Here is a 16,021-nt window from a genome sequence, read left to right on the forward strand (position 1 = left end):
AAAAGGTTTATCCACTTTTTTTCTTTATTGTTTAATGAAGACCATCGGTTAGGCCGGTGGTCTTCATTAACAATATTTCATTTAAGTAAATGGATGATATTCTTAAAAAAATTTGCAATGACTATTTTATTGCAAATGATAAAGAGTTTATATTATTACTTAACTGTGTTGGTAAATACACACTTAAAGCTGTAGATAGTGCTATCAAAGTATTTATATATACTTATACTAATAATATAAGTGTGGAGAAGATAGAATTTATTTGTGCCAAAAAAGGTGATTGTAATCTTACTTATATTTTTGATTATGAAGATAATATTACTATCAATTAATTAAATATGTTAAATGAACTAAATGATTTACTAAATAGATATGATTAAAAGGGCATAAAAGAAGAAGAAGGAGGCAGGCTTATGAATAAGGAATTGTTAACACAAATTTCAAAAGAAGTTAGAAAAAATATTATAAATATGATATATGAAGCAAAGTCAGGACATCCAGGTGGATCACTATCCTGTGCAGATATAATAACATATTTATATTTTGAAAAAATGAATATAAATAAAGATAATTATTTAAAGGATGAAAGAGATAGATTTGTACTTAGTAAAGGACATGCAGCACCAGCTCTTTATGGAGCACTTTGTGAAAAAGGATTCTTTCCCAAAGAGGAATTAAAGACATTGAGAAAAGTTGGTGCATTACTACAAGGACATCCTGATAAAAAAAAGGTTCCAGGCGTTGATGTATCAACAGGTTCTCTTGGACAAGGGATATCAAATGCAGCAGGTATGGCATTGGGGCTTAAGCTTAGAAAATCACCAGCTAATGTTTATACAGTTCTAGGTGATGGAGAATTGCAAGAGGGATTAGTATGGGAGGCGGCAATGGCAGCAGCTCATTATAAATTATCAAATTTAGTAGCAATAGTTGATTATAATGGCTTACAAATAGATGGAAGAAACGAAGATGTTATGACTATAACACCATTAGAAGATAAATTCTCAAGTTTTGGGTGGAATGTAGTTAAGTGTAATGGTCATGATTTTGATGAAATCCATGACGCTTTTGATAAAGCAGAAAGTTGCTTGAATAGGCCAACTGTAATAATAGCTAATACCATAAAAGGTAAGGGAGTTAGCTTTATGGAAAATAAAGCTGAGTGGCATGGACAAGCTCCTAATAAAGCGCAAAGAGCGGAAGCGATAGGCTGTATTGAAGGAGAGGAGAGACAGTAGTATGGGAAAAGCAACTAGAGAATCATATGGAATGGCATTGCTGGAATTAGGAAGTGAAAATGAAAAAATAGTAGTTTTAGATGCGGATTTATCAAAATCAACTAAGACAAATGATTTTAAAAATAAATTTAGTGATAGATTTTTTAATGTAGGGATTGCTGAACAAAATCTAATTGGAATGGCTGCGGGACTAGCCAATGTAGGATATGTACCTTTTGCAAGTACCTTTGCAGTATTTGCTACAGGGAGAGCTTTTGAGATAATAAGAAATTCAATATGCTATCCAAAGGTGAATGTGAAAATAGCAGCTACCCATGCAGGAATAACAGTTGGGGAAGATGGTGGATCACACCAATCTGTAGAGGATATAGCTTTAATGAGTTCTCTGCCTAATATGACTGTTATTGTTCCAGCAGATCATAGAGAAGCTATGCAAGCCGTTAAGGCAGCAGCTAATTATGAAGGACCTGTATATTTAAGATTAGGAAGATGTAATACACAGGATATATTTAATGATAATTATGAATTTCAAATTGGAAAAGGTGTTGAAGTAGTTTCAGGAGATGATGTTACTATAATAGCTACAGGAATGATGGTTGCAAAGGCTATTGAAGCTTCAAAAGAGTTATCATTAGAGGGCATTAATGCTAGAGTAATAAATATTTCAACAATAAAACCTATAGATAGAGAGATAATATTAAAAGCTGCAAGAGAAACAAAGGGAATAGTAACAGCAGAAGAACATTCAATAATAGGAGGACTTGGAGTTATGGTAGCTTCTGTAGTTTCCAGTAAAGAGCCTACAATTGTAAATATGTTAGGAATAAATGATACATTTGGGGAATCAGGGACTCCTGATGAACTTATGTATAAGTATGGATTAACTAATGATGAAATCATAAAGAAAGTGAAAGAAATTTTAAATTAGGAGGCTGGATATGAAACTTTTTATAGATACTGCAAACATAGAAGAAATAAGAAAAGCAAATGAATTAGGTGTTATATGTGGGGTAACAACCAATCCATCATTAATTGCAAAAGAGGGAAGAGATCTTAAAGAAGTTATAAATGAAATCTGCTCAATTGTAGATGGACCTATAAGTGCAGAAGTAATGAGTCTAAAAAGTGAAGAGATGTACAAAGAAGGAAAAGAGCTAGCAGCACTTAATAAAAATATAGTTATTAAAATCCCAATGTGTGAAGAGGGGTTAAAGGCAACTAATCTTTTAGCTAAAGATGGAATTAAGACAAATGTTACTTTGATATTTTCTCCGGTACAGGCTTTGTTGGCTGCAAGAGCGGGAGCTAGCTATGTTAGTCCATTCTTAGGGAGATTAGATGATATAGGAAATCCAGGTATTGATCTTGTAGAAAGAATAGCTGAAATATTTAAAGTTCATAAAATAGAGACAGAAATAATATCTGCAAGTGTTAGAAATCCAATGCATGTACTAGATGCATCATTGAAAGGATCTCATATTGCAACTGTTCCTTATTCAGTAATAACACAAATGATTAAACATCCATTAACTGATAGTGGAATTGAAAAGTTTATTAGTGACTATAAAGATGTATTTGGAAAATAGCAAAGATATATTGTTAATTAAAGAGACTGTTGGAAAATATTTTTTACTAAAATTTTTAATAGATTCTTTGATGAATAGCATTTTTAATATTAAAAAAGACATTAATTCGATAAATATCATATCGTATTAATGTCTTTTATATTTATATCAAGATTTTTGAACTTTTTATCTGATTATACGTTTAATAGGTAAGAGGTGAAAAAAATGAATGCAATAAAAATAAAAAATCTTACAAAATCCTATGATGGGAAGACTAATGCTTTGAACAATATAAGTCTAAGTATACCGAAAGGTGAGATATTTGGATTTCTTGGTCCTAATGGTTCAGGGAAAACTACTGCAGTTAGAATACTTAATGGAATTCTTTCAGCAACATCAGGATATGTTGAAATTTTAGGGATACCTGTGGGAAAAAATAATCTTGAGATTCATAAATTATGTGGAGTTATGACTGAAAGTTCCTCTTGTTACGAAAACCTTACTGCAGAAGAAAATTTAATATTCTTCGGGAAAATGCATGGAATTGAGGAAAAAGTCCTTAACAAGCGGATTAACTTTATATTGAAAAGACTAGAGTTATTAGAGGTAAAGAATAAAAAGGTAAAATCTTTTAGTACAGGAATGAAAAAAAGAATTTCCCTGGCTATAGCATTAGTTCACAATCCTCAGATTTTATTTCTTGATGAACCTACTTCTGGTTTAGACCCAGAAAATGCACTTAATGTTACAAGGCTTATAAAGGAACTTGCAGAAGAAAACCAGGTTACAATATTTCTTTGTACTCATCAATTAAAGTATGCTGAAGATATTTGTACACTATATGGTTTTATAAATAATGGAAACATCCTTGGGTTAGGTACATTTGATCAACTTGCTGCAAGTAAAAATGCAACTATTCAATTAAAAGTTAGAGGAAAAAATATTTCTGAAGAATTTGGATTTATACATGAGGGTGATGATATATATAGTAAATCTATTTCAGGAGATAAAGAAGTAGATACTTTAATAAAAGGAATACTTACAAGTGGTGGGGAAATCTATGAGGCTGTACAGCAAAAATGGTCTTTAGAGCAGCTGTATTTTAAATATATAAAAGGTATATCTAATGATATAACATTATAAATAAGGAGTGGTTAGAGAATGAATAGAAATGAAAAAGCATTGATATATAAAGATGTGAATGAAATAACAAGTTCAAAAAAAGTTTTCCTTCCTATGACTATTGTACCGATTATTCTAATTATAATCATACCAATAGCAATATTAATAGGGGCTAACTATATTGGAAATGATTCAAGTATATTTTCAAAGATGGCGCATCTTATAGAAAAATTACCTTCTGAATATGCAAAATACAATCCAGCGCAATTTTTAATAAAGGTGGCAATAAATTTTATGTTTCCATCATATTTTCTTATAATTCCAATAATGTGTTCAGGAGTTATTGGAGCTAGTAGTTTTGTGGGAGAAAAGGAGCATAAAACTCTTGAGTCTTTGCTTTATACACCAATATCTATGGAACAACTGCTTAGAGCCAAAATTTTAGGGGTTTTTGTGCCATCTTACATTGTGACTTTGATTTCATTTATATGCTTTGGCATAATATTTAATATAGGTGGTGTTATTTATTTTGGAGGACTTATTTTTCCAGATATAAAATGGCTTATAATTATACTTTGGATTTCGCCTGCAATTAATTTATTATCGCTAATATTTACTGTGATGGTATCAGCAAAGTCAGAAACATTCCAAGAAGCACAGCAAGTAAGTGGAATTCTTGTGATTCCAGTTATTCTTATATTAGTTGGTCAAATAACAGGAGTTATTTTAATTAGTAACATTGTAATGTTTATAGCAGGTGCTATTATTTTGATACTTGATTATATATTGATAAAGAGGATTTCCTCTAAATTTGTTCCAGAGAAATTGATTTAAAGCTAAAAATATTAATAGGGTAAAATAAATTTGAAATTTCATTGAACTTTTTTTTGAGTTCTACGTTTAATAAATGAAAACAGCGAAAGGAGGATGGTTTATGAATTTTGAAAATTTAAAAGAAGAAAATTTAATTACTCGAGCTAAAGAAAATGATAAATATGCCTTTGAGATATTGATTAATAATAATTTTCAAGTTTTAAAGGGATACATATTAAAGTTAACCTGTAATAAAGATTTAACCGAAGATATACTTCAAGAAACTTTATTGTCAGCTGTTATTCACATAGACTCATTTACTCCAAATGCTAAGTTTTCAACCTGGTTAATAAAAATCGCAACAAATAAATATAGGGATTATCTAAGAAAGAATAAGGAAACAGATATACTTTTAGATATTTTTCCATCATCTTATTCTTTAGAAGATGAATTTATAAAAAAAGAAGAAGTAGAAACTGTATTAAAAATATTAAAAGATATGCCTAATGATAAAAGAACTGTATTTATATTAAAACATTATTATGGGTATAGTTATGATGAGATAAGTGAAATAGTAAATTGTCCAATTGGTACTGTACGGTCAAGGTTACATTATGGAATAAAAGAAATTATTTCTAAATTTAAAGGAGGTAAGTAGAATGAAATCTTTTGATGACTTAGATAAGAATATTGATAAATATTATGAGGGCTCATTAGATGATAGTACCTCTGATGAATTAGAGATAAGGTCTGTATTAGATAAGATGTCTATTGTGAATGGTATAGAGAATAGGATATCAATACCAATTGATATAAGCTCTATAGTAGAAGAGGGGCAAGAAATACAGTTTAATAAAAATTTGAAAAAAGCTACATTTAAATTTTTATTATTTGCTATAGTACTGTCTATTTTAATAGGGTTTATATACGTAAAAGTTTCTATACCAGTGGTAATGACATCGCAATTTATAGTGATAGTTGGATTATTAATAATTAATTCAATTATTATAAAGAGAAAAGCAAGGAGTGAGGTAAAATGAAATATAGTGAAATAGCTATTATTATAATTCTCCTTATACTTGTTACTACTCAAGGAACTATTATTTTTAGAGATGCATTAAAAAAGAACATTCCAAATCCGTGGTTATGGGGGATTATTGGATTAATAAGTGTACCTTCATCAAGCATAATTTATTTAATATATAGAAAAGCATATTTAAAGCGAAAAATAAAAAAATAAAGGGGATTTATATTATGACTATGGATTTTAAGCTTTTACTACCAATTTTAATTCTACAAGCTATTTTTTTTATTTATTGCGTTTCGATAATAGTGAAAAAACCAGTGAAATTTATACCAAAATGGGCGTGGGGAATATTGTGCCTTAATGCTATAGGATGTATTGCATTTTTGATATTAGGAAGGGATGAGGAATAATGAATGTAAATGAAGTTACTAAGGAATTTACCTTAAAACTTGTAGATATAAATAAGAGTTATGGTAATTCACAAGTACTTAAAAATATAGATTTAAACATCCCACAGGGTGTTATATATGGATTCATTGGAGAAAATGGGGCAGGTAAAACAACTACTATGAATATAATATGTGGATTAAAAAAGGCTTCTTCTGGAGATGTTATATTTTGTGGAAAAGAGCTTGATTATGATGATGAAAGAAAAGCAATTGGGTATCTTCCTCAACAGCCTAAATTTTATGGATATATGAAAGTAAAAGAATATTTAGATTTTATACTTTCACTTTCACCATCAAAGGATAAAAGATTTTCTAGAGATGAATTGCTAACAATTGTTGGTTTAAAAGAAGCTTCGAATAAAAGTGTAAAAACTCTTTCTGGAGGAATGCTTCAAAGACTAGGGATAGCAGTTGCCATATGTAATAATCCTAAGCTTGTAATATTAGATGAACCTACATCTGCATTAGATCCAGAAGGTAGAAGAGAAGTTATGAGTATAATTAAAGGCTTAAAAGAAATGGGGATGACAGTATTTTTCTCCACTCATCTTTTAAGTGATGTTGAAAATATATGTGATTATATAACCATAATTCATAAAGGGGAAATTCTTAAATCTACTACATTGCAATCCCTTAAGGAAGAATATTCATCTAGTTACTATGAGGTTATATTTGATGGCGAGATAGAAAGGGAAAATAATCCACAATTTATAAAAAGTATTAAACAAAAAGATGAAGTAACTTTGATATTTGTTGATAATACTTTAAAAGATGAGAGACAGTTATTTAGTTATTTATTAAGCTTGAATAAGCCTATTAAATCCTTTGTAAAAAAAGAAGTATCATTAGAGGATATATTCTTTACAATTATTAAAGGTGGTGAATCTAATGACATTTAAGGCATATTTGAATAAAGAGTTTACAGAGGCTAAAAGAGAACATAAACTAATAACGTTATTTATGGGATTCTTTTTCTTTGCACTAATTGGTCCTCCAATGTTAAAGCTTACACCAAAGCTTCTAGAAAGCCAGTACGGAAGTGATATGTCTAGTCTTTTTAATGTATCAGCAACTGATTCTATAGCAAGTTATTTAGGTGGTAATTTACCACAAATATGTATATTGGTTTTATGCCTTACACTTGGTGGAATTTTATGTAACGAAATATCTAAAGGGAGAATAATATTTCCTATTACAAAGGGAGCAAATAAGTCTTCAATTGTATTAGCAAAATTCTGTTTTTATGGACTTGCAATATTTATAATAAGCACAATAGCTGTAATTACAAATATATATTATTCATTTATTGTGTTTGAACAAGATTTTCCGACTATAAAATCTATTTTAATCTGCGCCATTAATGTTTATATTTACTTAATGTTTATTCTTTCAGTAATATTTATATTTAGTAGTTTATTTAAGAAAGCCATGAGAGTAGCATTATTATCCATGGGGATAAATATAGGGTTAACCCTTTTAAAGGGATTTAATTATTCGTATAACCCTTTTACCCTTATAGAAGAAGCTACAAAGCTTTCAACTGAATTTTCAGCTGGGACTATAATAGTAACAATTTTATTAATTTTTTTATTAACCAGTGCTTCGGTCTTAATATTTAGCAAAAAGGAAATAGAAGCTTAAGTATAATAATTAATGAAAAAAACTACAGCTTAACCTGTAGTTTTTTAGTTATATAATTACTTAAAAGTTTTTTGTAATATTTAATGTAAGAAAATTTATTTATTATTAGCAAATTTAACTACTTTGCTAAAGGCTTTTTCCATTTTGGAATCGCCGGTATTCATGTCAGTTAAATCAGTTGCAAGATAATTAGTATTCTGAAAATTAAGTGAATATAATATATATTAAGATGTTTTTGAACATACTATACTTGTATCAATTTTGAAAGGAGATAAGTATGGAAAGATTACATTGTAGAATAAGTGGAATAGCTAATGAAAATATGAAAACACAATTGAAAAATTCATTAGAAAAGGTTGAAGGCGTAAATCAGGTATGTGTTGATATGGCAAGAGGCTCTGTTGAAGTAATTTATAATGAACCAGCAACACAAGAATCTATAAGAAGTTGTATAGAAAATACAGGACATAAAATTGACTAATTAAGATAAGAAGCAGTTTGTAATTTTAAAATTATAGACTGCTTTTATTTATATCATGAAAGCATAGAATATTGTGATATTTATTAAAAACATATATTAAAAACATATATTAATTAATATTTATTATTGTATAATATATATTAAGGAAGTGAATAAAATATGAATTAAACTAGTTAAAACTAAAAATGTAAGGAGAAATGAAAATGAAAGTAGAAATTTGGTCAGATATTTTTTGTCCATTTTGTTATATAGGAAAACGTAGATTTGAAGCTGCTTTAGAAAAATTTGATAATAGTTTAGAGGTTGAAGTGATATATCGTAGTTTCGAGTTAAACCCTAGTTCACCAAAACATTATGAAGAAGATATACATGCACTTATTGCAAGTAAATATGAAATGAGTTATGAAGAAGCTAAGATAAATAATGACAATATAATAAAACAAGCTGCAACACTTGGTTTAACTTATAACTTTGATACACTTATACCAACAAATTCCTTTGATGCACATCGTATGATTCATCTTGCAAATAAATATAGGAAAATGGAAGAAATGACGGAGGGATTATTTAAAGCTTACTTTACTGATTCTAAAGATGTTAGTGATTATGAAATATTAGCTAATATAGCAGCTAGTATCGGTTTAGATAAAGAAGAAGCACTAGAAGTTTTAAATAGTAATGATTATGAGGAGTTAGTACGTAGAGATGAAAAAAGGGGAAGCCAATTAGGAATAACAGGTGTACCTTTCTTTGTATTTAATGATAAATTTGCTGTATCTGGAGCTCAATCAACAGATATATATTTAAATGCTTTAAATAAGGTATTAGAGGATGAAAAAACTTCTGTTGCTTTGAATAATGAAAATAGTGTAAATATATGTACTGATGGATATTGTAAGAATTGAAAACAATAATATAAATAAAAACCACGATTTGATTTCGTGGTTTTTATTTATATCATGAAATTATAGATATGTTGCCATTTATTTAAAATATATATTAATTAATATTTATTATTGTATAATAGGTATTAAGGAAGTGAATGAAATATGAAGAAAATTAATGTACTAAAAAATAAAAAAGAAAAGTTAGAGTTTAATAGAAAAGAATTTTTGAAATATATTGGACCAGGAATTTTAGTTACAGTGGGATTTATAGATCCAGGTAACTGGGCTTCAAATATAGCAGCAGGATCTACATTTGGATATAAATTACTTTGGATTGTAACATTATCAACAATAATGCTTATTATACTACAACATAATGCAGCTCATCTTGGTATAGTTACAGGTTTATGTATTTCTGAAGCAATAAGCAAACATATAAGACCTACTATCGGTAAAATAATAACAGCTACAGCAATTTTAGCAGCTATAAGCACAGCAATGGCTGAAATTTTAGGCGCAAGTATAGCTTTAGAAATGTTATTTAAGATACCTATTAAGATAGGTGCAATTATTTCATCAGCAGTAATATTATTTATGCTATTTTCAAATTCATATAAAAAGATAGAAAAGGTAATTATAGGATTTGTATCCTTAGTTGGATTAGCTTTTATATTTGAAGTTGCATTAGTAAAGGTAGATTGGGTTGAGGCTGCAAAAAGCTTTATTATACCATCTATTCCATCTGGATCAGCAATTATAATAATGAGTGTTTTAGGGGCTGTAGTTATGCCACATAACTTATTCTTACATTCAGAAGTTATTCAAAGCAGAAAGTGGAATTTAGAAGATAAAACTATAATAGAAAGACAGTTAAAGTACGAATTTTTAGATACAATATTATCTATGGTAATTGGATTTATTATAAATAGTGCAATGATTATAGTAGCTGTAACATTTTATAAAAATAATATAGTAGTTACAGAATTAGGTCAGGCTCAAGAACTATTAAGACCAATTCTTGGAAGCAGTGCAGCAGTAGTATTTGGAGTAGCTTTATTATTTGCAGGAGTAGCATCTACTATAACTGCAGGTATGGCAGGTGGATCAATATTTGCAGGTTTATTTGAAGAGCCTTACGATATAAAAGAAAAAAATACTAAAATAGGAGTTATAATAACTATATTAGCAGCTTTAGCAATAATATTCTTTATTAGTGATCCATTTAAAGGATTGGTGTATTCACAAATGCTATTAAGCGTACAATTGCCTATAACAATTTTTACACAAATATATTTGACATCATCTAAAAAAGTAATGGGAGAATATAAAAATACAACAATAGAAAATATTACACTATGGTTAGTTGCTGGAATAGTAACTGTTTTAAATATAATTTTATTAATCTCTTTGTTTTAATAATGTGGGGAAATGCATATAAATATAATAAACTTATTATAAGTTTAAATTATTAAGGCTTTAAAGCAAACTTAATAATAAAATATGTATATAAAGGGGGGAATACTTGGTTTTAGAAGCCAAGGGAAAGAGATGAATAAAAAAATTAGAGTGGGGATTGTTGGATATGGAAATCTCGGAAAGTGTGTAGAAGCATCTTTATCAAAAAAGTCAGATTTTATTTTAGAAGCTATTTTTACAAGAAGGAATCCTGATATGTTAAACTCATCTTCAAGAATGGTACATATTTCAGAGATATCAGGATACAAGGATAAAATTGATGTTATGATTCTTTGTGGAGGATCTGCTACTGATTTACAAGAACAGTCCCCAAATATTGCAGAAAATTTTAATATAATAGATAGTTTTGATACTCATGTAAATATACCAGAACATTTTAATAGAGTAGATAAAGTGACAAAAAAAGCTGGTACGATTGCTCTTATATCTGCTGGTTGGGATCCAGGATTGTTTTCATTAAATCGTCTTTTAGCTCAAGCTATACTTCCAAATGGAAAAGACTATACTTTTTGGGGAGAGGGAGTAAGTCAAGGACATTCGGATGCTATTAGGAGAATAGAAGGTGTAGAATATGGTGTTCAATACACTATACCAATTGAAAGTGCTATGGAGAGTGTACGAGCAGGAGAATGTCCAGATTTGTCAGATAGAGAAAAGCATAAGAGAATTTGTTATATAGTACCTAAAAAAGAGGCTGATTTAAGCTTTATAGAAAACAAAATTAAGAATATGCCAAACTATTTTTCAGACTATGATACTACAGTAAATTTTATAAATGAAGAAGATTTTAAGGCAAATCACAAGGGAATGCCTCATGGTGGCTTTGTTATTCGTACAGGAGTTACTGGTGAAAGTACAAAGCATAGAGTAGAATTTAATTTAAAACTTGATAGTAATCCGGAGTTTACTGCTAATGTTTTATTAGCTTATTCAAGAGCAGTTTATAAATTATCTAAGGAGGGGCAAACGGGAGCACGGACAGTATTGGATATTCCCTTTAGCTATTTATCAACAAAGTCAGAAGAAGAATTAAGAAAAGAATTGTTATAAGATTATAGCAAATCATTTAAAATAGATAAATTCTAATAGAGTTTATTTATTTAGGTAAAGTAAATGCAATTTGCTAAAGTAAGTGCAATTTGTTATAGTTTCATATTAATAAAAAGGGGCGATATGCTCCTTTTTATTTTACAATTGTATTTTTAAAATCTAAGGATAAGTTATTCAAGTTAACCCTATAGAGTAAAGTGCGAGTATTTCTATATTAAAAATATTAGCTTATATAAAAAATCATGTTATAGAGTATGCTATAATAAATTAAAGTAACTTATAGGAGTGAAAAACATGAATATTAAGATAACTGAAAAGCTAAATCCAATTTGCGAAATACTAGGATTGCTTTTTGTCAGTGAGAATTATGAAATGCTTATAAGTAGGTCAATTAAGGAACTCGATTCTCATGGAGTCAATGGTGAATTATTTATAAAAAAGAATTTCAAGATTATTGATAAGTATATAAAAGAATTTAATAAATATAAGGTAGTTAATAAAAAGGACTTGTTTTTATTGGAAGAAGAGGACTCAAGTATTTTTATTATTCTTGCACTTTTAATAATAAAGAATGAGAAGATGATAAGCTCATTAGATGATTTTAGTGAAGAAGAGCTTAAAATGATGATATTAGATATTATAAATGAGGCCTATGAGCTAGAAAATTCTATAGATGATATTAAAACTCTTAATAATATTTTAGGGTTTTTAAGAAAGTTAGATATAGCTGAAAATATAAAGTGGAAATTAATGCTTATTTTAGAAAGTCCTAAAAGTTATTATAAGGATTTAATTGAGGAGTTAGAGAAGAACAGAGGTGCATATAATGAAGCTTATAAAGTAATTGAAAAGAAGTTACCTAAGTTAATATCAGATTTGAGTAAATATATTAAGTCTGGTAAATGTGAAATTATAACTAATAATAAGACTAAATCTTCTCAAAATTATGCTGTAATACCAACACTAGCTTTTGTAAATTCATTAATTGAAATTAAAGATACATACTTTGTTGGATTATTATACGAAATTATACATAAAGAGCATATTAAAGCAATTGGAAATAAGGGAGAGATAATTTTAAAATTAAAAGCTTTAGCTGATAAAAGTAAGTTAGATATAATTTCACTTATAAAGGGTGATCCAAAGTATAGCTTGGAAATAGCCAAGAGTTTGAGTTTGACGCCTGCTACTGTTTCGTATCATATGGCAACTTTATTAGAAAGTAATATGGTTATTGTAGAAAAGAAAAATGGAAAGGTGTATTACTCTTTAAATAATGAAGGAATTGAAAAGTTTATAGAAGAACTTAATAGAGTTTTATTATAAAATTATGATGTTGCAATAATAAAATAACTGCAATAGTTAAACTTTGAAAAGCCAATAATAACTTAGAAGATATCAATAAGATATAATATTTATCGAATTGATGTCTTTTTTCATATTTAAAATAACATTTGTAAAAGAAGACATTGACTACTTCTAAACGAATTAGAAAGTTATCTAATTTGTTTGACAAAAATTAAAAAATATCATATATTGATATAAATTAGAAAAATATCTAATATATATTAATATTATCTAATATATATTTACTTGGAGGAGATAGAATGAAAGAATGTATTAAAAGTAATAAGATTTTATTAGTAATTACGGTTATATTTAGTGCTATATCTTCTATATCAGTTGTGGGCTTGTCTTTATTTATACAAAGAACAATAGATGTAGCTACTAGTGGAAATATGGAGGGGTTTAGTAAAATACTTTTATATTCAGGAATTTATGGTATCTTTATAGGGATTATATATTTTATATATGACATTTTAAGTAAAATATTTATAAGAAACTTAACTAAAATGATGAGGAGTAAAATATTCACAGGGATATTTAAAAGTAATTATAAGGATTTCACATCTACAAACACAGCAGATTATATTTCTGTTTTAACTAATGATATGAAATTAATAGAAGAAAACTGTATTAGGCCATTACTTGAAATACTTCAATATAGTGTTATGTTTTTAGTTACAGTAATCTTATTAGTTTATATAAGTCCATTAGTGACTGGCGGATTATTTATAAGCATGATATTAATATTTATATCACCAGCTATTTTGGGTAAGGTGTTAGAGGACAAGCAGTTAGCACTTTCTAATAGACTATCATTGTTTACAATCAAAATTAAAGATATATTTTTAGGATATGATGTTATTAGATCTTATGGTTTAAAGGACAATACATTGAAAGAATTCGAAAATGAAAATAACATTTTAGCAAATACAAAATTTGCAGCAGACAAGCTATTTGTTATAAATGAATCTATATCTCAAACACTAGGTATGGGGACCCAATTTGTAGCAATATTTTTATCAGCTTATTTAGTTATAAAGGGAAATTTAACAATGGGAATGCTTATTGCTATAGTTCAACTTTCTGGCACTCTTGTTCAACCTGTAATTATGATAATGAATAATGTTCCTAAAATCAGTAGTATGAAGCCTGTTTTTGAAAGAATAGATAGTTTTTCAAATTATGTTGATACTGGTTTAATAGGAAAAGATAAACCTTCTCTTAATAATAATATAAAAATATCAAATTTATCATTCAACTATGATGAAGATACACAAATTATAAAAGGAATAGATTTAAATATAGATAAAAATAAAAAATATGCTATTTTAGGAGAAAGTGGATGCGGTAAATCTACTTTAATAAAGTTAATGCTTGGTTACTACTCAGAGTTTAATGGCGATATAAGGTATGATGGTGATAATATAAGAAATTTAGATATTGATGAACTAAATAAAATGATTTCTATAATACACCAAAATGTTTATATGTTTGATAAGAATATAAGAGATAATATTTGTTTATACAATGAATTTTCTAAAGAAGAGATTGATGATGTATTAAAGTTAAGTGGTGTAGATAAGTTTATAGGAAATAATTCAGAAGGGTTAGATTATTTAGTTGGGGAAAATGGGAGCAACCTTTCAGGTGGTCAAAGACAAAGAATTGCAATAGCTAGGGCTTTGATTCAAAAGACTCCAATTCTCGTGTTAGATGAAGGAACCTCCTCAATAGATATGCAAACTGCTTGTGATATAGAAAGTAAATTATTAGATATAGATAATTTAACTTTAATTACTATTACTCATAAGACTAGTGAAGATTTATTAAAATTGTATGATGAAATAATTTATATGGAGAAGGGACATATAGTTGAAAAAGGAAATTTTGAAGATTTATCAAATAAAAAGGGGAAATTTTTTGAGTTTTATAATGTATAGTATTTATATAATAGTAATAGAGAATTTTTCAAAAGAACTCATGAATTATATTAAAAAGTGTATCAAGTAAAAAAGAGTCAAGTTCTTAAATTAAGATAAAATTAAAAATATTTTTCATATGCTCCTTAATTGATAAATATTATCAATTAAGGAGAGATAGTGAGAATAATTAAAATAATTTGATATAATAAGCTTAAATGAACTGATAATGATTTTCGATTAAAAAGAATCTGTGATATTATAAATGCATAATTTAATTTTAAAGAGGAGGGAAACAATGGCTAGAGAAAGAGGCCCAAGATTTAAACAGTGCAGAAGACTTGGATTAAATGTTGTAGGACATCCAAAAGCTATGAATAGGGCTGTTAAGGGAACAAGCAGAGCAGATAAGAAGTTATCTGAGTATGGTATAAGATTATTAGAAAAACAAAGATTAAGAGCTTATTATGGAGTTTTAGAAAAGCAATTCAGAAAATATGTTGAAGATGCTTTTAAGACTAAAGAAGGTACAACTGGTGAAGCTTTATTAATAAGGTTAGAATCAAGGTTAGACAATCTTGTATATAGAATGGGATTTGCAAACTCTATAAGAGCTGCAAGACAAATGGTTAATCATGGACATATCCTTGTTAATGGAAAGAAGATTGATATTCCATCTTATAAAGTAGAACCAGGAACAGAAATTTCTTTAAGGGAAAAATCAAGAAAATCTGAGAATTATCTTGAAATTATAAAAAATCACGTAAATGTGTTACCTTATATTGATTCTAATTTAGATGAGTTTAAGGCTGTTTACACTAGACTTCCATTAAGAAATGAAATACCGATAGAGATTAATGAAAATCTAATAGTTGAATTCTACTCTAGATAATTATCTTAGCTAATAGCATAAGTTTCATAACTTCTTAAAATTAAAGTATATTTTGCCATTAAAGAAAGCTATACAGTGCAGTGTATAGCTTTCTTTTTATTTTATATGAAATTA

18 protein-coding genes are annotated in these 16,021 nt (G+C 28.0%); all 18 read left to right on the plus strand.

Features of this window, described 5'->3' with window-relative positions; genetic code table 11:
• The first annotated feature begins 386 nt into the window (after positions 1-386).
• The 18 genes from ACZJV1_RS04625 to rpsD all read left to right on the plus strand — a co-directional run bounded on the left by ACZJV1_RS04625 (position 387) and on the right by rpsD (position 15,907).
• Positions 387-1,238 carry a transketolase gene (locus ACZJV1_RS04625; RefSeq protein WP_463652140.1) on the plus strand — a complete coding sequence of 284 codons (852 nt, stop codon included), beginning with the start codon at positions 387-389 and terminating at the stop codon, positions 1,236-1,238.
• 1 nt (position 1,239) lies between these two features.
• Positions 1,240-2,166, plus strand: a complete 927-nt coding sequence (locus ACZJV1_RS04630; protein ID WP_463651585.1) for a transketolase family protein — start codon at positions 1,240-1,242, stop codon at positions 2,164-2,166.
• A gap of 10 nt (positions 2,167-2,176) precedes the next feature.
• Positions 2,177-2,824 (plus strand): fructose-6-phosphate aldolase, encoded by a 648-nt coding sequence (gene fsa / locus ACZJV1_RS04635; protein WP_463651586.1) that lies wholly within the window; start codon positions 2,177-2,179, stop codon positions 2,822-2,824.
• A 204-nt stretch (positions 2,825-3,028) separates the two neighbouring features.
• Positions 3,029-3,946: an ABC transporter ATP-binding protein gene (locus tag ACZJV1_RS04640; RefSeq protein ID WP_463651587.1), complete on the plus strand. Its 918-nt coding sequence runs from the start codon at positions 3,029-3,031 to the stop codon at positions 3,944-3,946.
• A gap of 18 nt (positions 3,947-3,964) precedes the next feature.
• Complete coding sequence (locus ACZJV1_RS04645; RefSeq protein WP_463651588.1) at positions 3,965-4,759, plus strand: ABC transporter permease subunit; 795 nt, start codon at positions 3,965-3,967, stop codon at positions 4,757-4,759.
• A gap of 100 nt (positions 4,760-4,859) precedes the next feature.
• Positions 4,860-5,396 (plus strand): RNA polymerase sigma factor SigY, encoded by a 537-nt coding sequence (gene sigY / locus ACZJV1_RS04650; RefSeq protein WP_463651589.1) that lies wholly within the window; start codon positions 4,860-4,862, stop codon positions 5,394-5,396.
• 1 nt (position 5,397) lies between these two features.
• Positions 5,398-5,778, plus strand: coding sequence for a hypothetical protein (locus ACZJV1_RS04655; RefSeq protein WP_463651590.1), 381 nt, complete (start codon positions 5,398-5,400; stop codon positions 5,776-5,778).
• Positions 5,775-5,978 (plus strand): hypothetical protein, encoded by a 204-nt coding sequence (locus ACZJV1_RS04660; RefSeq protein WP_463651591.1) that lies wholly within the window; start codon positions 5,775-5,777, stop codon positions 5,976-5,978. The genes ACZJV1_RS04655 and ACZJV1_RS04660 overlap by 4 nt, the downstream gene beginning before the upstream one ends.
• 14 nt (positions 5,979-5,992) lie before the next feature.
• A complete protein-coding gene (locus tag ACZJV1_RS04665) occupies positions 5,993-6,175 on the plus strand; it encodes a hypothetical protein (RefSeq protein ID WP_463651592.1) in 183 nt (60 codons plus the stop codon).
• On the plus strand, positions 6,175-7,113 hold the full coding sequence (locus ACZJV1_RS04670; protein WP_463651593.1) for an ABC transporter ATP-binding protein: 939 nt from the start codon (positions 6,175-6,177) through the stop codon (positions 7,111-7,113). Before ACZJV1_RS04665 ends, ACZJV1_RS04670 begins: the two co-directional genes overlap by 1 nt.
• Positions 7,103-7,855: a hypothetical protein gene (locus tag ACZJV1_RS04675; RefSeq protein ID WP_463651594.1), complete on the plus strand. Its 753-nt coding sequence runs from the start codon at positions 7,103-7,105 to the stop codon at positions 7,853-7,855. Before ACZJV1_RS04670 ends, ACZJV1_RS04675 begins: the two co-directional genes overlap by 11 nt.
• 277 nt (positions 7,856-8,132) lie before the next feature.
• Positions 8,133-8,336, plus strand: a complete 204-nt coding sequence (locus tag ACZJV1_RS04680) for a heavy-metal-associated domain-containing protein (RefSeq protein WP_411170084.1) — start codon at positions 8,133-8,135, stop codon at positions 8,334-8,336.
• Between the two features lie 203 nt (positions 8,337-8,539).
• Positions 8,540-9,241 carry a DsbA family oxidoreductase gene (locus ACZJV1_RS04685; protein WP_463651595.1) on the plus strand — a complete coding sequence of 234 codons (702 nt, stop codon included), beginning with the start codon at positions 8,540-8,542 and terminating at the stop codon, positions 9,239-9,241.
• A 144-nt stretch (positions 9,242-9,385) separates the two neighbouring features.
• Positions 9,386-10,639, plus strand: a complete 1,254-nt coding sequence (locus ACZJV1_RS04690) for an Nramp family divalent metal transporter (RefSeq protein WP_463651596.1) — start codon at positions 9,386-9,388, stop codon at positions 10,637-10,639.
• 132 nt (positions 10,640-10,771) lie between these two features.
• Positions 10,772-11,749: a diaminopimelate dehydrogenase gene (locus tag ACZJV1_RS04695; protein WP_460286406.1), complete on the plus strand. Its 978-nt coding sequence runs from the start codon at positions 10,772-10,774 to the stop codon at positions 11,747-11,749.
• Positions 11,750-12,043: 294 nt separating this feature from the next.
• On the plus strand, positions 12,044-13,075 hold the full coding sequence (locus tag ACZJV1_RS04700; RefSeq protein WP_411170087.1) for an ArsR/SmtB family transcription factor: 1,032 nt from the start codon (positions 12,044-12,046) through the stop codon (positions 13,073-13,075).
• A 281-nt stretch (positions 13,076-13,356) separates the two neighbouring features.
• Positions 13,357-15,036 carry an ABC transporter ATP-binding protein gene (locus ACZJV1_RS04705; protein WP_463651597.1) on the plus strand — a complete coding sequence of 560 codons (1,680 nt, stop codon included), beginning with the start codon at positions 13,357-13,359 and terminating at the stop codon, positions 15,034-15,036.
• A gap of 277 nt (positions 15,037-15,313) precedes the next feature.
• Positions 15,314-15,907 carry a 30S ribosomal protein S4 gene (gene rpsD, locus ACZJV1_RS04710; RefSeq protein ID WP_460286408.1) on the plus strand — a complete coding sequence of 198 codons (594 nt, stop codon included), beginning with the start codon at positions 15,314-15,316 and terminating at the stop codon, positions 15,905-15,907.
• Positions 15,908-16,021 lie beyond the last annotated feature (114 nt).

The organism is Clostridium sp. LS3 (assembly GCF_055330225.1).